Annotated in this window: 14 protein-coding genes; all 14 read left to right on the top strand. The window is 45.8% G+C overall.

Features of this window, described 5'->3' with window-relative positions:
- Positions 1 to 209 precede the first annotated feature (209 nt).
- On the top strand, positions 210 to 1,010 hold the full coding sequence (gene recX, locus AABI08_RS01510) for a recombination regulator RecX (protein ID WP_338343343.1): 801 nt from the start codon (positions 210 to 212) through the stop codon (positions 1,008 to 1,010).
- Positions 1,011 to 1,209: 199 nt separating this feature from the next.
- A complete protein-coding gene (gene ntdP / locus AABI08_RS01505; protein ID WP_047975116.1) occupies positions 1,210 to 1,779 on the top strand; it encodes a nucleoside tri-diphosphate phosphatase in 570 nt (189 codons plus the stop codon).
- Positions 1,780 to 1,852: 73 nt separating this feature from the next.
- A complete protein-coding gene (locus tag AABI08_RS01500) occupies positions 1,853 to 5,440 on the top strand; it encodes a PD-(D/E)XK nuclease family protein (RefSeq protein WP_338343342.1) in 3,588 nt (1,195 codons plus the stop codon).
- Positions 5,433 to 9,473 carry a helicase-exonuclease AddAB subunit AddA gene (gene addA / locus AABI08_RS01495; protein WP_338343341.1) on the top strand — a complete coding sequence of 1,347 codons (4,041 nt, stop codon included), beginning with the start codon at positions 5,433 to 5,435 and terminating at the stop codon, positions 9,471 to 9,473. Before AABI08_RS01500 ends, addA begins: the two co-directional genes overlap by 8 nt.
- Before the next feature lie 97 nt (positions 9,474 to 9,570).
- Complete coding sequence (locus AABI08_RS01490; RefSeq protein ID WP_047975119.1) at positions 9,571 to 9,816, top strand: YqgQ family protein; 246 nt, start codon at positions 9,571 to 9,573, stop codon at positions 9,814 to 9,816.
- A 191-nt stretch (positions 9,817 to 10,007) separates the two neighbouring features.
- Positions 10,008 to 10,988 (top strand): ROK family glucokinase, encoded by a 981-nt coding sequence (locus AABI08_RS01485; RefSeq protein WP_338343340.1) that lies wholly within the window; start codon positions 10,008 to 10,010, stop codon positions 10,986 to 10,988.
- Positions 10,989 to 11,128: 140 nt separating this feature from the next.
- On the top strand, positions 11,129 to 11,704 hold the full coding sequence (locus tag AABI08_RS01480; protein WP_288845966.1) for a GTP pyrophosphokinase: 576 nt from the start codon (positions 11,129 to 11,131) through the stop codon (positions 11,702 to 11,704).
- A 63-nt stretch (positions 11,705 to 11,767) separates the two neighbouring features.
- The gene (locus AABI08_RS01475) at positions 11,768 to 12,577 is read left to right on the top strand and encodes an NAD kinase (protein ID WP_338343339.1); all 810 of its coding nucleotides are present in this window, start codon (positions 11,768 to 11,770) and stop codon (positions 12,575 to 12,577) included.
- 89 nt (positions 12,578 to 12,666) lie between these two features.
- Positions 12,667 to 13,572 (top strand): RluA family pseudouridine synthase, encoded by a 906-nt coding sequence (locus AABI08_RS01470; RefSeq protein ID WP_338343338.1) that lies wholly within the window; start codon positions 12,667 to 12,669, stop codon positions 13,570 to 13,572.
- Positions 13,573 to 13,654: 82 nt separating this feature from the next.
- Entirely contained in the window at positions 13,655 to 15,022 is a 1,368-nt protein-coding gene (mgtE, locus tag AABI08_RS01465) for a magnesium transporter (RefSeq protein WP_338343337.1), read from the top strand.
- A gap of 186 nt (positions 15,023 to 15,208) precedes the next feature.
- A complete protein-coding gene (locus tag AABI08_RS01460; RefSeq protein WP_338343336.1) occupies positions 15,209 to 15,661 on the top strand; it encodes a hypothetical protein in 453 nt (150 codons plus the stop codon).
- A 15-nt stretch (positions 15,662 to 15,676) separates the two neighbouring features.
- Entirely contained in the window at positions 15,677 to 17,170 is a 1,494-nt protein-coding gene (locus tag AABI08_RS01455) for a GH25 family lysozyme (RefSeq protein ID WP_338344112.1), read from the top strand.
- Between the two features lie 487 nt (positions 17,171 to 17,657).
- Complete coding sequence (locus AABI08_RS01450) at positions 17,658 to 19,292, top strand: GH25 family lysozyme (RefSeq protein ID WP_338344110.1); 1,635 nt, start codon at positions 17,658 to 17,660, stop codon at positions 19,290 to 19,292.
- 95 nt (positions 19,293 to 19,387) lie between these two features.
- On the top strand, positions 19,388 to 20,218 hold an 831-nt coding region (locus AABI08_RS01445), incomplete at its 3' end, for a KxYKxGKxW signal peptide domain-containing protein (protein ID WP_338343334.1).

The raw sequence follows: 20,218 nt of genomic DNA, 5'->3' as shown, positions 1-20,218 counted from the left end.
ATTCCTCATTTCCTAATTTTACTTTTTTCATTGTACCGCTCTTTTTTCAAAAAAACCATAGATAAGATTCATTCTAATTTATTTAAATGTTTTCTAATACAAATTAGCTGAAAAAACTTTACTGTGAACTTAATCTGAACAATAATGTCTTGTCGGCCGTTGGTTCTCCATGACTGGCGTTTTTAGCTGAAAATTCGTAAAATAGGCCTATGAAAACAATCACGAAAATTGCGACACAAAAGCGGGATGGCCGCTATAATATCGAATTGGACGGACACTTTGCATTTGGACTGTCCGAAAACGTTTTGGCAAAATTTGGCCTCTTGAAGGGCCGCCAACTCGATGACGCCATGATTGAAGAGCTAAAGCAGGCGGAGAAGGTTGATCAGGGTCTTAAAATTGCGCTGAACTATTTGAGTCCCGCCTTGCGCACCGTTCGTCAGGTTAAAGACCGCCTGAAGCAAAAGAAGGTGGAAGAAGATGCCATTGACCAGGTCATCAGCCATTTGCGCCAGCAGGGCCTGTTAGATGATGCTGTTTATGCCAAACACTATGTGGCCACGAAACAGGTTTTTAATCCCAAGGGACCCAGGGGGATTGCGCAGGACTTGAAGCAGGCCGGGGTCCAAGAAGAAATTATCGAAAACGCCATCTTAGGTTTTGCAGAAGAAGACCAGGTCCTCGTTGCTACAAAGATGGCAGAAAAATTAGCACGGACCCATCGACGGGATTCAACGGTGATTCGCCAACAAAAGGTCGCACAAGCTTTGGTGCAAAAGGGCTTTTCCTATGACTTGGCCAGCCAGGTCATCAACGACTTGGATATCGCAAACGATGACGACGATGAGCAAGAAAATGCTAATAAGCAGGCCGAAAAGATCGCTCGCCATCACCAACGTCTGGCTGCAAAAGATCGATTCTATAAGGTGAAACAAGGCCTCTATGCTAAGGGGTACCGCGGTGAGGTCATTGATCAGGCCCTGGAAACAATTGATTTTGAAGAGAGATGATTAACCAGCTTTGTTCCTTTGATTGATTTTAAGAGAACCAGCTGTCCTGCGTTTTAATTGATCTTTGAAGAGGGATGACTGGCCCAGCTGTGCTCCTTTGATGTCCGTCTTTTCTGAAGAAAATTGACTATATTAGCCAACTGATTTTAAAATTATGGTATAATCGAAAAGGAATTTTTGTCAGAAAAGTGGGACGAGCATGATTGTTGATAAGCCAAGTCGCGGACCGCGCGAAGGGGATGTCATCACGATCAAAAGCTATAAGCATGACGGCTCGCTGCATCGAACCTGGCGTGACACGATGGTGTTGAAAACCAGTGAGAATGCCATTATTGGTCTAAATGACCATACTTTGGTGACAGAAGATAACGGTCGGCGCTGGGTGACTCGCGAACCGGCTATCTTGTACTTCCATAAGAAGTACTGGTTTAACATCGTCGCGATGATTCGCGATAACGGGATATCTTACTACTGTAACTTAGCCTCACCATACACTTTGGATAAAGAAGCGCTCAAGTATATCGATTATGATTTGGACGTTAAGGTTTTCCCGGATGGGGAAAAACATCTCTTAGATGCGGATGAGTATGCGGCCCACAGTAAACAATGGCATTACCCTAAAGAAGTTGATCAAATTTTAAAGGCACACGTTAAGATTTTGGTTGACTGGATTAATAACGAAAAAGGGCCTTTTTCGCAGGGGTACGTTGATGTTTGGTATTCTCGTTACCAATATTTGATGCAACAGCGGTTAAAAGATCGTCGTTGACTAAGTTAGAAGGACACGGAAACGTGTTCTTTTTTTGTATAATAAATATAACTAAAAAAGACTAGGGGATGACATGGCGGTTACCATTTTATTAACACCGGGTGAAGTAGACAGCCGGCAACAACTGGTTGAACAAATCCACAACCAGCTGGTCCATGAGGACCGGCGTGATATTTACTACGTGGTGCCCAATCACGTGAAGTTTGATGCTGAAGTTGACGTCTTAAAGCGGTTGGCCCGGGCTCAGGGCTATGCGGCAGACCAAGTTTTTGCTCAATCGCAGGTTCAGGTTTATTCGTTGACTCGGTTAGCCTGGCGTTTCTTACAGGCTGAAGGAAAGGTCCAACCACCCGTGTTGGGAGAGGCCGGGCTCTTCGTGTTGGTTTCCCAAATTTTAAAAGAAAATGCTAGCCTCTTGCCAACCTTTGCCCGAATGCAGGCCAAGAAAGGTTTTGTACAAAATTTGGTTAGCCAGTTAGCTGAATTACGTGGTGCAGAAATCAGTCCCCAGGACTTACTGGCTATTTTGGACCAGGTCCAGGAAAGTGGACAAAAAAATCCATTACAGACCAAGACCCTAAGCCAGAAGCTCCGCGATTTAGCAGTCGTAGCGGATGCCTTCAACGAGGCCTTGGCAGAACGCTATTTGTTGGCTCAAGAGGCCCTGCCTTATTTTGTTGAGCAAAGCGAGAACTTGGACTTAAGTAATACTGTCATCTACCTCGAAGGGTTTACAGGCTTTACGGCTGGTGAATGGTCAGTTGTGAATTTTTTGATTGAAAAAACTGATTTGACCTTGGCTATCTTGGGTGACAAAGACCAGCTGACCACTTTTGAATCGGGGGATGTTTATGCTAAACCGCTGACAACGGCCTTAACCATTATCAAACGGGCCCGGTACAAGGAAATTGATATCACGGTTTTGGATGGCCGGCAAAATCAGCCGTTTGAAGATATTAGTGCACCAAATGATAAAAAACAGCCTGCTACTGATTCAAAACAAAAAAATAAAACAACGAAAGAAATCCTATTACCGGCCTGGGCCAAATTGGGGTCTTACCAAGAGCCAAAAGGCCAACAGATCGAACCTAATTTACAAGCTTTTGTGGCGGATAATACCGTGACGGAATTAGAAGAGGTGGCCCGGCGAATCCGCCAGGACTTACAGGACCAACCCGACCTTCGTTTACGGGATATCTTAGTCCTCGCGCGTGATCTGGGGCCTTATAGTAAGCACTTACCAGCGGTGATGAACCAATTTGACCTGGCTTACTTCCTGGACAATGACATTAAGATGGGTAACCATCCTTTGGTCGAGTTGGTGACGAAGCTACTTGGTCCCGTTAACCAGGCCTTTTATCCGGAAAATATTCTGACAATTTTGAAAACCGGTTTCTTGCGTCCTAGTCAAGACGGCCAGCTAATTAGTGACGACATTTATTTTGAAACCGTGGCCTACCTTGATAATTATTTGGCCGGCCACCGTCCTTCCGCACGGAAATGGCATGATCGGCAGGCGCAGTTTATCCTGTTTGAGGATAACGGTGAACCAGATCGGCCTGGCTTTGACCAAGATCAGCGGGTTAACCGCCGCCTGAACCTTCTGAAGGGCTTTGTGGTGGAAGCCCTCGATGCCATGAACCAAGGGTTAAAGCAGGCGAAAACGTTAAGCGATGGCGCCCGCTTCTTGATGGCTTACCTAGACCAGTTTCAGGTTAAAAAGGCGATTATCAATCACCGGGATGCCTTGGTGGAAGCTGGCGACTTGGTTAAGGCCCAGCAGGTCATGGAAGTTTGGCAACTCTTTATTAATATCTTGGACCAAGTTGTCCAAGTGGCCGGTGATCAAGACTTTGACCGCCAGGTCTTTTTGGCGGCCCTGCAATCAGGGTTTGCCGGAGGGAAATTTACGGGTATTCCCAACCAGTTGGACCAGTTGACCATTTCAGAGGCTGGAATCGTGCAGAGCCAAAAGTACCGAGTTTTGTACTTTATTGGTGGAACCCGGTCGGCCTTACCAGCGCAGGTTAAGAATAAGACCGTTTTGACGGACCAAGACCGTCTGCTCGTGCAGCCGGCATTGGCCGAGCAGGAAACGCCACGCTATTTGCGGCAAACCGCTGCGGCCCAGATGGCCGAAGAAAATTTGGTTTTCTACGGGGCCCTGCAGGCTGCTTCGTCAAAGGTCGTTTTGTCCTATCCACTGTTAAATCAGGAGGGCAAGCAAAACGAAATGTCACCTTACTATAGCCGATTGCTGAATTTCTTTTTAGTACCGGTTCAGCCGGTGGCAGGACAGGCCAAAAACTTGGTTGATTTAACGGCGCACTACTTAGGAACACCGGCGGCGACGCTGTCGCAATTGGCTAAAATGACCGATTTAGCTGGTCAGGAAACTGATTTTCAAGCGGTCCGAGATGCCTTGGCAGATGCCGGCTTAGATGGCCAGGTTGACCGGGTGCTATCGAGCCGCCATTATCAAAATCAGGCCCGGATTTTGACTCCTGCTTTGGCCAAGGAGTTATTCCAACGGCCACTGCGGGTCTCAATTTCACAAATTGAAGCTTTCTATCGAAATCCCTATGAATACTTCTTGAAGTATGGGTTGCGCTTACAAGAACGGCCAAGTGCCGAGCTGGATGCTGCCTCGACGGGAATTATTTATCATGACCTTTTTGAAAAGGCGGTCGGCAACCTAATTGAGAAGAAGGAAACCCTTCGTGACCTCACGCCAGCAGAGATTAAGACGGTCGTTCAAGATGAATTGGCTCGGTTGGTCCAGGAACCACAATTTGCTGAATTAAATGAGGACGGCCAAGGCAAGACGGTGGCCCAGTATTTGGACCAGGTTGCCCAGGAGTTGCTCAAACAGCTAACGCAGGCAGCCCAAACGAACCAGTCTGCCCCAGACCGGGTTGAAACGCTTTTCGGTTTTCCTCAGGGAGACCTGATGGCCTTGAGTTTGGGTGAAGGTAATCGGGAGGTCATCGTCCGTGGGAAGATTGATCGATTAGACCGACAGGACCCAGCCGGGGACTTTGCCACGTTGGTTGATTACAAGACATCCGGAAAAACCTTTAGTTACCGTGATGCGGCCAATGGCCTGCAGCTTCAGTTGCTGACATACTGGCAGGCTGTTCAGGAAAACGCCAAGCAGTTGGGCATCCAAAGTGTTGGTGGAGCCTTCTTTGCCCCAATCCAGCAAGAAGTGATTCCACTGGCTAAATTCCGCGGTGACGTGGATGAGTTATTGGCTGGTAAAGCCACTAGTCAGAGTTTTCAGTACCGGGGCTTGGCTCTGGATAATCCTGATTACCTAGACGAACTAGAGCGACTGGCACCAAAGGAAAAGGCGCGCTACTATCAGTTAACGATGTCAAAGGATGGGCAGCCAACGGCAACATCGGAAACGATTGCCGATGCTGATTTTGCCCTTTTGGCTAAGAAAAATCAAGAACTACTGCAGGAAGCCGCCGAAAAGATTCAAGCCGGGCAATTCCCAATTCGACCGGTTGAAAGTGCCTTGCAATATTCGGCCTATAAGGACATCATGCGCTTTGATAAGGTCTTGGGCGACCGTTACCAGGTGCCAAAGTATACCGGGCGGAAGAAAGAAGTCATCAAACAGTTACAAGCAGAAGAGGATGGTGAAAATGGCTAGACAATACACCGAAAATCAGGAAAAGGCAATTAGCCATAGTGGCCATAATATCTTAGTGGCGGCCTCGGCTGGTTCTGGGAAAACGACGGTCCTGATTGAGCGCTTGGTCCGTAAAATTTTAGCCGGTGCCAGTGTCGATGAGTTTCTAATCGTGACTTTTACTAATGCCGCTGCTGCGGAAATGAAGGAACGGCTGGAAGTGGCGATTACGGAGCAAATTGGCCAGGTGACAGATGACCAGCAAAAGCGCTTCTTGCTGGATCAGTTGGCACTCTTGCCCGTTGCGAATGTCTCGACCATCGACTCCTTTGCGCTGAAGCTAATCGATACGTACTACTATAAAATTGGTCTCGACCCCAGTTACCGGCTCCTAGCCGACCAGGCGGAACTAAACCTGTTAAAGGACCGGGTGATTGAGGCGGTCTTTGCTGACTTTTATGATCAAAGTCATCCCGACCATGAGGCTTTTTTGACCTTAGTCAATAACTTTGCTAATCCAAATCAGGATCAAAACCTGAAGGAAAAAGTCTTAAAACTGGCTGACTTTGCCCTAGCCCGGCCCGATGGTCCGGAGTGGCTGGCTTCTTTGGCGGGTGATTTGGCTGCACCAGCGCCGGCCTCGACAATTGACACAGTTCAGGAAACGGCGGCTACACCAGCGCCAGCCCTAATTGATCAGAATAATTTTCAAAAGTTTTTAGCACCAAAAACTTTGGCGACCTTTAACCAGGCAGACCAGGTTTTTACCGGAATCTTGCAGGACATCGAGGGGATTAGTGAGTTAAACAAGACGGCCAACTTTGTCCAGGAAACTTTGGACAAGGTTCACCAAGTCCAGCAGGCGTTAACCGATCACCAATCCTTTGATACATTACGGGAGCTGATTGCCTCCGACTGGGGTAAAATCCCACAGGCGAAGACGGCCAAGGTTTTTAAGGAAGACCCGGATTTGGCGGCGCTCTTAGATGCCGCTCGGACTGGCTTTAGCACCTTCTTTGCCAAGTCTGGTCGGGTTGGAGCAATCGTCAACTTGAACCAAACCATCTTTGCTTTGACAGAAGACCAGTGGCAGCAGGTTAATGCGGCCGGTAACCAGTTGGTAAGCACGCTGGTAACGGTGACGCAGGCATTTTTGGATGCTTTTGCTGCTAAGAAGCGGGAAGAAAACCTATTGGACTTTTCGGATGCCGAGCAGTTGTCCTTGCTGATTTTGCAGCAGGAAGATGTGTTGAATTTGGTACAAAGTCAATTTCAAGAAATCCTGGTTGATGAATACCAGGATATTAACCGTCTTCAGGAAACTTTCTTGAAAAGCCTATCGAACGGCGAAAATATGTATATGGTGGGGGATGTCAAGCAGAGCATTTATGGTTTCCGTCAGGCGGATCCGTCGCTCTTTACCGGCAAATACTTTGACTTTGCTAGGGATGACAGCCCTGATGAACGAATTGAATTGGCTGAAAACTTCCGGTCAGAAAATAACGTAACGACGGTTATTAACCAGATTTTTACCCAATTGATGGATGAAGAGCTGGGCGATATTCCATACCAGGATTCTGCTAAATTGATTGCCGCGGCGTCCTATCCAAAGATGGTGCCAGCGGTCTTTCACCTGGATATTATCGAACAGGCGAATAAGGAAAAGACAGGCTTTGCGACTGATGAAAGTGGTGAAAATCAGGCTGGACCAGAAGCCGACAATAGCGAAAAGAGGGCCAGCCAGTACCGCTACTTAGCACAAAAAATTCAGGGGCTAATTCAAAAGGGTGAAGTCTATGACCAAAAAGCGGGTTTGATGCGCCCGGTCAAGTTTTCCGATATTGCGATTCTCACCCGGTCCAAGACTGGCTACGTTGAATTACTACGCACGTTAAATCAGGCCGGCATCCCAGTCCAATCGGATGGGGTTGGAAATTACTATCAGGTTATGGAAGTGTACTTAGTCCTTGACCTCTTGCGAATTGTTGATAATCCCCACCAGGATATTCCACTTGCGGCCGTCCTGCGGTCACCAATTTTTGCCTTTGATGAAAACGATTTGGCGGAAATTCGCTTGGCTGACCGCCGCCATGATTTCTATACTGCTGTGGTGGCGGACGCCAAGAGTCATGCCCGTAGTCAAAGGTTCTTAGAAATGCTCGGTGCCTGGCAATCGTTGGCGCGTCAAAATGATTTGGTTGGCTTGGTTTTGGCGATTTACCAGGATACCGGCTGGCTGGATTACGCTGGTGGCCTGCCTGGTGGCAACCAGCGGCAGGCTAATTTGCATGCCCTGTATGAAAAGGCCGGTGCCTTTCAGGAGAATGGCCAATCAGGGCTGTACGCCTTCATCCAATACATTGAAGAGATTCAAAAGAATGGTCAGGAAGTGGGCGAGGTAGCCCAGGAATCAGCCGAGGAAAGTGTTGCCTTGATGACCATCCACGCTTCCAAGGGGTTGGAATTTCCAATCGTGATTTTGCCGGAGCTAGAAAAGGATTTAAACGCCCGCGATATGCAGGGCGACTTCTTAGTGCAAAAGGATGCCGGTGTCGGTGTTGATTACTTGGAGCCGCATGCCAAAGTTAAGGTAGCGACCATGGCAAAGTATGCCGTTAAGGAAGCTCTACAACGGCAGGCTTGGTCGGAAGAAATGCGCCTTTACTACGTGGCCTTAACTCGGGCCAAGCAGCAACTTTACCTAGTCGGTACCGTCGCTAAGCAAGAGGATGAAAGTGCCCGGCCACGGGCACTTTATCTCGAGGCGCGGTCAACGACGGGGCAGTTCTTGGGGCGTGATTTGCGTCTTCGGTCCAAGTCTTACTTGGACTGGACGTTGATCACCCTGGCTCGGTTGAAGGTGCCGGTGCTGACCGAGTGGTTGGGCGAGGTCCAAACGCCACGGGTGCCATCGACTCAGACACCACAGACTGGTGTGATTCAAGTCGCCATTATTCCAGAAGAGGAAGTTGGCCCCTTGACGGTGAAATCAGCTGACTTGCCTGCCGGATCATCGGCTGCTGAACTAGCGGCCGGCGCCGTCACGCCAAAGCAGTCGATTGATACCGACCGCCTGCGTGACCGTTTGAATTACCAATATCCAAACTGGCCAGCGACCCAAACGGCCGCCTATCAATCGGTATCTGAAATTAAGAGTCTCTTTGAAGATCCGGACCAAGGTCAATTGGCGAAGCTGACCTTGGACCAGGCTGGCCATCAAATGTCGTGGTCGGGTCATTCTGTTGAAACTAAAGGTAGAGAAGAGTCGCAGCAGTTGGCTGCTGATAACAGGCAACAAGCTCAAGACGGTGCTGGCTCGAACAACAACAGCGTTCAAGGCAAGTCAGACTCCTCGGCCGAGCCAGCCACCCAAGCTAACGCCAGCCACCGTCCTGACCAGCGCGTTCTGGATCCAACGGCCCATGTGCTCACGACCGATACCTTGCCGGTACCAGCCTTTGAGGAAGACGGTCAAGCCAAGCCAGCACCAACTGCTGTGGGGACGGCGACCCACCTGATTTTACAGTTGATTGACTTTAATCAGCCGTATACATTGGCTGACCTGGAAGACCTCTTGGCTAGCTTGGTGGCGGATGGCAAGGTCTTGGACCAGGTGGCGACCTTGGTTGACTTGGACCAGATTTTGGACTTCTTACAAACAGAGATGGCGCAAACAATTGCCCGCCATTCTAAGACATTACACCGGGAAAATCCGTTTTCAATGCTGGTGCCCGCTAACCAGGTCTATCCTGATTTAACCGAGACGGAACCGATTTTAATTCACGGAATTATCGACGGTTACTTTATCGATGACCAGCAAAAAACAATTACGCTCTTTGATTACAAGACGGATTATGTGGCAAAGACGCCAGGACCAAAGCAAAATAAGGGTCTAGCCAAAATTCGCTATCAATATACGGGGCAAATTCGTCTCTACCAGACGGCTTTACAGCAGGAATATCCGGGCTACCAAGTTCAAAATGGGCTTTTGATTCTTTTGGCTGGTCATAGAACGCTGGAAATTTCGGCTAGTCGACCGTTGGGACTTTCGTAATCGGCTTTGCCAGCGTATAATGGCAGGCAAGTCAGGTGGGTTTCGCCGACTGTTTGTTAAGGCCGAAAATCAGGTCTGCATGAAACGGGGAATTTTGATGAAAAATTTTTACGATATTTTACAGTACTTAAAAACCTATGACGTTTTTATTCATTTAGGCAAGCGCCTTTGGGATATTGAAATGGCTGCTTTGGAAGTCGATAACCTTTACAAGGCCGATGTGATTTCAAAAGAGGACTATAAAAAAATGAAAGTCATCTTGGCTAAGGAACATGACCAGGAGGCTAAGTTGACCGGGGATTACTCCGGTCCGGACTTTTTAGCCGCAAGTAGTGTGCAATAAGCTTTGTGCTCGCCTGATTTTTCCTTAGTTGGATTGATTGGACAATCAGAATAATATTGTTTAAAAAATAACTTATGCTGATTTTTTGTAAACGCTTGCATAAAGTAGACAACCTTTGTTAAAATAACTGAGTAATCTAAGACACAGGAGGAATGTTCTGTCAGGCCACTGCGGCAGAGCTACAGTAAATCATGGCAAAAGATAAATTAATCGGGGTTGACCTCGGTGGAACTACCATTAAGTTTGCGATTTTGACTGACGAAGGTGAAGTCCAACAAAAGTGGTCAATTCAAACCAACATTTTGGAAGACGGTAAGCATATCGTCCCTGATATTATTGAATCAATTAACCATCACTTGGACTTGTACCAATTGGACAAGAGCCGCGTGATTGGGATTGGTATGGGAACTCCTGGAACAGTTAATCGTGAAGAAGGAACTGTTAAGGGTGCCTACAACTTGAACTGGGCACAAGAACAAGCTGTTAAGGAACCAATTCAAGCTGGCACTGGTTTTGACTTAACAATTGATAACGATGCCAACGTTGCTGCCTTAGGTGAAGCCTGGAAGGGTGCTGGTAACAACGATGCCGATGTTTCCTTCATTACTTTGGGAACTGGTGTTGGCGGTGGCTTGGTTGCCAACCATGAATTGATTCATGGGGTTGCCGGTGCTGGTGGTGAAGTTGGCCACATCATCGTTGAACCAAATGGTTACTTGTGTACTTGTGGTAACCACGGTTGCTTGGAGCAATATGCTTCTGCAACTGGTGTTGTTCATTTGGCACAAGACTTTGCCGAACAATATGCTGGTGAATCAAAGTTGAACCGCATGATTGATAACGGTGAAGAAGTAACTTCAAAGATTATCTTTGACTTGGCCAAGGAAGGTGACTATTTGGCTAACGAAACGGTTGATAAGTTGGCTTACTACTTGGGTTACGCAGCTGCTTCAATTTCAAACATTTTGAACCCATCAGCCATCGTTATCGGTGGTGGTGTTGCCGCTGCAGGTGAGTTCTTGCGCGAGCGTGTTGAAAAGAACTGGACAAAGTTTGCCTTCCCAACTGTTCGGACTTCAACTGTTGTGAAGTTGGCTGAATTAGGTAATGATGCTGGTGTCATTGGTGCCGCTTCATTGGCTAACAAGAACAGACAAGATGTCTTGCTTTAATTAATCATTAAATATCCAACAGAAAACAAACAACTGACCGGTTGTTTGTTTTTTATTATCCCAAGGGTCCGTGAAACTTATGGTAGAATAGGAAGTGATCTTGGCAAGTAAATTGCCAACGTTTCAAGGAGGACCGAGTAGTGGAGTGGGAAAGTTTTTTTGAACCATACACCCAGGCCGTCGCAGAGCTAAAAGTGAAGTTGAATTATCTCAGCGCACAGTACCAAAAGGCCGGGCAGCCAACGCCGGTTGAATATGTTACGGGCCGGGTGAAGTCCCAGGCGTCAATTGAAGAAAAGATTGTGCGTCGGCACTTGCATGAAGACCGTCTGGCCCTCGATTTGCAAGATATTGCTGGTTTGCGGATTATGACCAAATATATTGAAGATATTTATGCGGTTGTGGAACTCTTACGCAAGCGGACTGATTTTACCATTTTGGAAGAACGCGATTATGTGATGAATGCCAAGCCTTCGGGCTACCGGTCATACCATATGGTGATTGAGTACCCCGTTTCCTTATTGGATGGGGAGCACAAGGTCTTAGCAGAAATTCAAATCAGGACCTTGGCGATGAACTTCTGGGCAACAATCGAACACGATTTGCGCTATAAGCATGGTGAAATTTCACCGGAGATGGCCGAAGAATTAACGGAAATTTCCAATCAGACCTTTTCACTGGAACAAGAATTTTCAGAGATTAAGGCAAAGGATTAAGAAGTGCCGGCTTAGGCCGGCCTTTTGATTAGCAAGCAGAAAAAAGATCTTAGAGGAGTAGGCATGAAAGTCGCCTTATACAATAATGATCAGGCCCAGTCGCTTGCCATTGTGGCCGACCTGAAGAAAGAATTGAAAGCCCAGGGAATTGCCTTGGACCGGGAGAACCCCGATTTAGTGATTTCCGTTGGTGGGGATGGCACCCTGTTGGGAGCCTTTCACGAATATATCGATGGGAATGATGATTTGCGTTTCGTTGGTTTACATACCGGCCATTTGGGCTTTTATACCGATTGGTTGGGCAGCGAAGTCAAGGAACTGGTAAACAGCTTAGTCCATGACAAAGGTCAGCGCGTTTCGTACCCCTTGCTGAAGATGACGACTGTCACAGCCGATGGTGCCAGGCAGGAGTACTTGGCCTTGAATGAGGGGACGATTAAGCAGCCAGTTGGCACGATGGTTGCCGATATTTGCTTAAGTGGTCGGCGCTTTGAAGGCTTTCGGGGTGATGGTGTCGCTATTGCAACGCCGACTGGATCGACTGCTTATAACAAGGCCAACGGTGGGGCGGTCTTACACCCGTCATTAAAGGCAATCCAAATGTCTGAAATTGCGTCGATTAATAACCGGGTCTTTCGAACATTGGGATCGCCATTAGTGGTTCCGGCCGAGCAAAAGATTACCATTCGACCAAAGACCAAGGCCTTTTTGTTGACCTGCGACCAGTTAGAGATTCTGGCCGAGGGCATTGTGGCTGTTGAGTTTGAGGTGGCCGAAAAAGAAGTTCATTTTGCCTCCTTCCGTCATTTAGACTTTTGGAGTCGGGTTAAGCAGGCCTTTATCGCTGATAGTAGCGAAGAAGACGTTGAATAAGTGGCAGGGCGGTGTCTGGTCGAGCAAAGGCACCGCTTTTGCATGGAATTGAAAGGAGCCGGTTCATTAACCGGCACAGATAAATTAGTATGAAATTTTCTTGGACATATCAGGGAACAGAAGAACGGAAGGTCCGCTCTTTCTTACAAAGTCACGGTGTTTCGCACCGGATGTTCTCACAAATGAAGCATAACGGGGGCGCTATTTTGGTCAATGACCAACAGGTGTACACCTCCGATTATATTAAGGATGGCGACTTGGTCACAATCGTGATGCCGGTTGAAACGGGGAACGACTTGGTCGTTCCTGATTTCACCCCGCTGGACGTGATTTATGAAGACGAACACTTTTTGGCCGTTGATAAGCCATACGGGGTCACTACTGTTCCAGGGCATGCCGATCGACTGCATACGTTGGTTAACCAGGTGAAGGGGCACTTGCTCGATGAAGGGGCCGAAGACTTGGTGCCCCACGTTGTGACCCGTCTTGACCGGGATACTTCCGGGATTGTCTTGTTAGCCAAGCATCGCTTTGCTCATGCCGTTTTGGATCAACAATTGCAGGATCATTCGGTGGAAAAGTTCTACACGGCCTACGTCTCTGGTCACTTGCCAGAGGATCACGGCATTATCGAAGAACCAATTGGCCGTTTACCAGGTGACTTTATCAAGCGCACGGTGACGCCTGATGGCAAATTATCAAAGACGGAATATTGGGTGGAACACCGGTACACTAATGATGAAAATCAGCCGATGACCCGGGTCAAGGTGCAGTTGCATACCGGCCGGACACACCAAATCCGCGTTCATTTTGCCCACATCGGTTTCCCATTAGTAGGGGATGACCTGTACGGCGGGCCACTATGGTATGGGTTGAAGCGACAAGCCTTGCATGCCTACCAGATGACCTTCTATGATCCATTTATTGAAGAAAACCGCCATCTGCAAACGGATTTGCCGGCTGATTTGCAGGCATTAAAGGACATTCAAGGGTAAAAACGTTTACGACTAAGGTTGAAGCCAAGCTGATTTTGTAGTATTTTCAAGGAAGATAAACGAAGTGGAAAGGAATCCTTTCATGGAATTAGACAATGAGCAGCAAGTCCGACAAGCTGTCCATGCCTTAACGGACTTGCTCGAAAACGGACAAGACGATGACTTTATGACCGAGTTCACCAACCTGCACGATTTTGAAAAGGGGCAGGTTTACGCCAGCTTTTCGAAGAACATTCGAGAGGTTGCCTGGCGGGTCATGGATGACGAAACGCTTGCGACAGTTTTTGATAACTTGGAAATCGATGCTGAAGAGGTTGTTGACCTTTTGCAGGAGATGCCACCACAAAAGGGGGCTAATATCCTGGTTGAAATGTTTGCTGATAATGAGGCTGATTTGTTTCAAGCCATGCCAGCCCGGTTAGCCTCAACCTATTTGGCATTGATGCCTCATCGAGAAGCTCAAGAAATCAGAAATTTGATTAAGTATGAGGACCAGACGGCTGGGGCTTTGATGGCCACGGAATACCTGGCAGTAGCTGCTAGTTCAGTAGTGAAGGACGTTCTAGCCCAAGTAAAAAAGCAGGCCGAAGAAGCCGAGTCAATTATCTATGTCTATGTGGTTGATGAAAACCATCGCCTGGTCGGAATCGTTTCCTTGCGGGACTTGCTGACCCATCCGGATGAGATGACGATTGAGTCGATTACCAATACTCGGGTTATTTCGGTGAAGGCGGGGGATGACCAAAAAGAAGTCGCCCAAGTCGTGGCCGATTACAACTTTTTTGCCATTCCGGTTACGGATGATGATCAGCATTTGTTAGGAATCATTACAGTTGATGATATTGTTGACGTGATTGATGAGGAAGCGGTCGAGGAGTACTCTGGTTTGGCTGCCGTCGATGTTTCTGATACCGACGATAGTCCCTGGCACTCTGCTTTGAAGCGGATGCCTTGGTTCTTGGCACTATTGATTTTGGGTCTTGTCTCCGTGGCCTTGGTTGCGAGCTTTGAGCACACCATTCGTCAGGCACCAATTTTGGCTGCCTTTATTATGGTCATTGCTGGAGTTGCCGGAAATGCTGGCACGCAATCCTTGGCCTTGGCTGTCCGTCACTTTGGTTCAAGCACGGATCGGTCTTTCTGGAAGAATCTGATTTCTGAGTTGCTGTCTTCTTTTGTGCTTGCCATCTTAGCGGGCGTGGTTCTTTTCACCGTTGTTTCCCTTTGGCAAGATAACGAAGGGCTAGCCTTGGCTGTTGCCTTGTCTGCAACCGTTGCGATTCTGCTTTCATCGTTGCTGGCGTACTTAGTGCCGGCGGCATTGAGTAAAGTGAATTTGGATCCGGCATTGGTGAATGGACCATTAGTGCAGACGGTGGTCGATTGGGCGGCTATCCTGATTTACTTTGGGATTGCCACGGGCATGTTGAATGAATTCATTGGAAAATAAAGTAAAAGCGATGTCATGATTGATGACATCGCTTTTTATTTAGAGCTACTCTTGTTCGATTAAATGGAAATTAAAATCAGATTGGAACCTGCAAAAATAGGTCAGATAGTGTAAAATGGACGATGATAGGCTTGGCCAAGCTTCAGGGGTCACCTTTGAGAGAATGACTAATCAAGGAGAATTTTTGTGAAAAAAATTGGGACAATTATCGGGGTTGTTGTAGTGGCAGCTGTTGTTGCCGGTGGTGGCTATGCTCTGGGCACTAACCATAATTCAAAGGAATCAACAACTTCATCAAGTTCGGTTTCAACCTCTTCGGCAGTGTCATCAACGGCTAAAAGTACTAGTGACAGCGCTAGTTCTAGCAGTTCAGTGGCATCATCTGCAACCTCGTCTTCGACAAGTGCAACAAGTCAAAAGGGTGCTAACCCACAAACATCAGCTAGTTACGATCCTAATAAAACATTGAGTGGTCAAACCGTTGATTCATCAATGGTTCAACAGGTAACTGCTCAGCTAAAGGCTGCCGGTTTGCCTGCCGACCAATGGGCACCAAGTGATATTAAGCAAATTATCACACAAGCATCACAGCAGGGAGTATCGCCTGTAACCTATGCTAAGCAGAACTTTCACCAATAAGGATTAAAAGAAACCATGAATGTAAAAAACGCTTTTCTAACATTGGCGGCAGCAACCACTTTTGGTGTTGTTGTGGATGCTAGCCATCACCTAGTTGCTCGAGCTGACAGTATCGCTGCTGTCACTGCTGGCCAGAGCGGTTTACCTCGAATGGATGTTGTCGATGTGTCCTCTTATCAGGGCTATTTAACGGCCCAAGATTATGTGACGATGCGCAATAATGGGGTCAAAGGAATTATCGTTAAATTGACCGAGGGAACTGGTTATACTAACCCATATGCTCAAGCACAGGTTGCCAATGCTCGTGCTGCTGGTTTGACTGTTTCTGCCTACCATTATTCTGATTTTAACACGCCGGACGGTGGTCGTGCAGAAGCAAATCACTTCGCGGATGTTGCATCACAACTCGGGTTTAAAAGTACTGATTTATTAATTAACGATTTGGAAGATAGCAGTACGGTTGGTGGAAATGTTTCTGACAACATCCGAGCTTTTAACGACCAATTACATGCCCGTGGCTTTACCAATACAACCCTTTATAGCGGTAAATACTATATGAAGACCAACAACGTTGATACTTCAATTTACGGTGGCGATAGTAAGGTTTGGATTGCCCAATATCCTTATACCCCATCTGGTAGTGATCTTTGGAACACTGGCTTTGGTATGTGGCAATGGTCATCTAATGCTTCTTTTAATGGCATTAGTGGTAAGTTTGACGTTTCTATGGACTATACGGGAATGGCGACAAATGGTGCAGCAAGTGGGACTCAAACTAGTAGCACGACAACGTCAAATAGTGACCAGTCATCTAATACGAACAATAACCAATCAACAGATGCCAATAGTAACCAATCAACTAATACAACAACCGATACTGAGTCGGCTTCCGATAAATTAGTAAAGGCAATCCAAGCTGCTAAAACATCGGGCTACCTTTATGATGGCACAGATCAAAATGGTGGTTTCCGTTGGTATGAAAATGGTCAACCATATACAGGTTTCCGTTATTACATGGGGACTTATTACTGGTTTGTTAATGGTGTTCGCCAAAATGATGGCTGGCGATCAGCTTGGGGAATGACATACTGGACTGACAGCAATGGTCGCGCTGTTCAAAGTTTGCAAACGATTAATGGGAAGCTGTATTACTTTGGTGATGATGGTAGTTATTATGCTCGTCAAAATCAGACAGTGACTATTGGAAATGCTCAGTACCAGGCAGATGGAACTGGTATTTTGACACCTATCAGTGGCTATGCCTATGATGGCTCTGACCAAAATGGTGGTTACCGTTGGTATGAAAATGGTCAGGTATACACAGGTTTCCGTTACTATATGGGCACTTACTACTGGTTTGTGAACGGTGTTCGTCAAAATCAGGGTTGGCGCAATGCCTGGGGCTTGACGTACTGGACGGATAGTGATGGCCGCGCCGTGCAAGGCTGGCAAACAATTGATGGTAAAAGTTATTATTTCGGTAATAATGGAACGTATTATCTCCGATAATCTAATCAAAAAAAGACAAAATTCAGATGGATTTTGTCTTTTTTTGTCGAATGAGATCATAATCGTAGTTAGTCAATGATAGGTTATTGCAAAAATTATGACCTACAGTCGCACTGGAGTGAGATTAAATAGTTACATATGACAATAAAAAGATAATGTTGTAAAATTAATTTTGACGAACAAAAATAAGAACGATTAAAAATAAGTGAAAAGTCACGTTAGAAGGAATACACGAGAAAAATTCTAAATAATTATTATTTTAATATGGCAGTGGTTGAAGTAGACGGTTGGTACGTATAATTTTAGTGAGACAGTAAGTGGTTAAGGTCTCAAGGTAGGTGCCAATTAATTGGTGATGGTGCTAGAAAATTTGGCTTTAATAAATTTTATGTGCTATTAGGAAAACGATTAATTATTTTTTAGTTTGCAAAGCATAGCACTCATTGAATATGTAAGTAGAACCATCTTGAATAGGAGTTAAAGAATAATGAAATTAAAAAAAACGTGGTTAGCGTTAACGGCTATCACAGCACTTGGAGTCGTTGCTAATCAAAATCATTTAACAGTTCATGCTGATGATATTGACCGGGTAACTGGTGGCCAAAGTGGAATACCCCGGATGGATGTCGTTGATATTTCATCAAACAATGGTTATCTTTCAACGAGTGATTTCCAAACTATGAAAAATAATGGTGTTAAGGGAATTATCGTCAAATTGACCGAAGGAACCTATTATCATAACCCATATGCCAGCAGTCAAATCACTAATGCTAAATCAGTTGGTTTAAAGGTATCTGCCTATCACTACTCTACTTATTCTGATCAAAGTAGTGCACGGGCCGAAGCAAATTATTTTGCTGATTATGCAACGCAATTAGGATTTGCTAGCAGTGATTTATTAGTAAATGATTTAGAAGATACTTCAACGCAAAATAGTGGTGTATCTGCTAATAGCCAAGCTTTTAATGACCAGTTAAAAAGTCGAGGTTTTGTCAATGGTGCTTTGTATACCTACGCTTACTATAAAAATAGTATGAATCTTAACACATCGTTTCTGTTAAATAATCGAATCTGGATGGCCCAATATCCATATACGCCATCTGCTAATGACCTTTGGAATACACAATATGGTATGTGGCAGTGGTCTTCAAATGCCGGTTTTAACGGGATTAGTGGTACTTTTGATGTTTCAATGGATTATGTTGGCATGGCGACATCCTCGACGGGATATGTTTGGGATTCTTCTGTTAATGATTATCGGTGGCTAGAAAATGGACAGCCATACACTGGGTTCCAGTATTATATGGGCACTTATTATTACTTTGATAATGGTTATCGTTCAGATAATGCTTGGCATGATGCTTGGGGAAATCGGTATTATACTGGTGGTGATGGTCGTGCTGTTCAAGGCTTACAGACGATTGCTGGAAAGCAATATTATTTTGGCGATGATAATACTTTTAATTTGCGCGAAAACCAAGCAGTCACTGATGAGAATCAAATGTATCAAGCAGATAAGGATGGCGTTTTACAGCCATGGCAAGGTTATCTTTATGATGGATCTGATCAAAATGGTGGCTTCCGTTGGTATGAGAATGGTCAGTTATATACAGGTTTTCGCTATTACATGGGTACTTACTACTGGTTTGTCGATGGCGTGCGTCAAAACGCCGGCTGGCGGTCTGCTTGGGGTTTGACATACTGGACAGATACGAGTGGACGTGCTGTTCAAGGATTACAAACGATTGATGGGAAGCAATACTACTTTGGTAATGACGAAACCTATTTTGTTCGTATTAATCAAACAGTGACAATCAACAATGCCCAGTACAAAGCTGATGGTACAGGAATTTTAACTCCTTTTAGCGGCTATATCTATGATGGATCTGATCAAAATGGTGGTTATCGTTGGTATGAAAATGGTCAGTTATATACTGGTTTCCGCTATTATATGGGCACTTATTATTGGTTTGTTAATGGTGTTCGTCAAAATCAGGGCTGGCGCAATGCCTGGGGTTTGACGTATTGGACTGACAGTGACGGCCGTGCTGTTCAAGGTTGGCAAACAATTGATGGAAAAAGCTACTATTTCGGTAGTGACGGGACGTATTATTTACGTTAATTATTAGAGTCACCGCGAAAGTAGTGGCTTTTTTTGTGTTAGAATGTAACAGTAGAAATATTTTATTACAATGATAAAGAGATAGAGAGTGGACAATGCGATTTAAAATGTACAAAAGTGGTAAGTACTGGGCAGTCGGTTCTTTACTGATTGCCGGCTTATTTGGCACAGTGACTGTTCAATCAAATAATGTATCAGCTGATGCTAATAGCTCAAGCAGTTCTTTGGTTGGTTCCAGCCCAAGTGCTTCAGTTGGTGCTGATAATCCCACGACAGCTGCCAATGGGATTACAAAAAATGACCAAGGACTTGTCGATTACGTTAATGGTGTTAAGCAGACGAATGCTTGGGACCAAACGAATACCTATTATTTTGGTGCAGATGGCCAAGCCGTATCTGGTTTGCAAACAATCGACGGTAAGCAATATTACTTCGGTGATGACCAAACATATACTGTTCGCAAGAACACTGAAGTAACGGTTAATAACCAGACCTATACTGCCGATCAAAATGGTGTTTTAACTGCCAAAAATGGTTTGGAAAAGAATCAAAATGGCTATGTTGATTATACTAACGGTACAAAGCAGACGAATGCTTGGGATCAAACCAACACTTATTATTTTGGTGCAGATGGCCAAGCCGTATCCGGTTTGCAAACAATCGACGGTAAGCAATATTACTTCGGTGATGACCAAACATACACTGTTCGCAAGAACACTGAAGTAACGGTTAATAACCAGACCTATACTGCCGATCAAAATGGTATTTTAACTGCCAAAAATGGTTTGGAAAAGAATCAAAATGGCTATGTTGACTATACTAACGGTACAAAGCAGACGAATGCTTGGGATCAAACCAACACTTATTATTTTGGTGCAGATGGCCAAGCCGTATCCGGTTTGCAAACAATCGACGGTAAGCAATAT

The organism is Fructobacillus evanidus (assembly GCF_963580165.1).
In the GTDB taxonomy this organism is placed as follows: Bacteria; Bacillota; Bacilli; order Lactobacillales; family Lactobacillaceae; genus Fructobacillus; species Fructobacillus evanidus.
The sequence above is the reverse complement of the archived record's forward strand: the minus strand, read 5'-3'. Positions and strand labels throughout refer to the sequence as shown.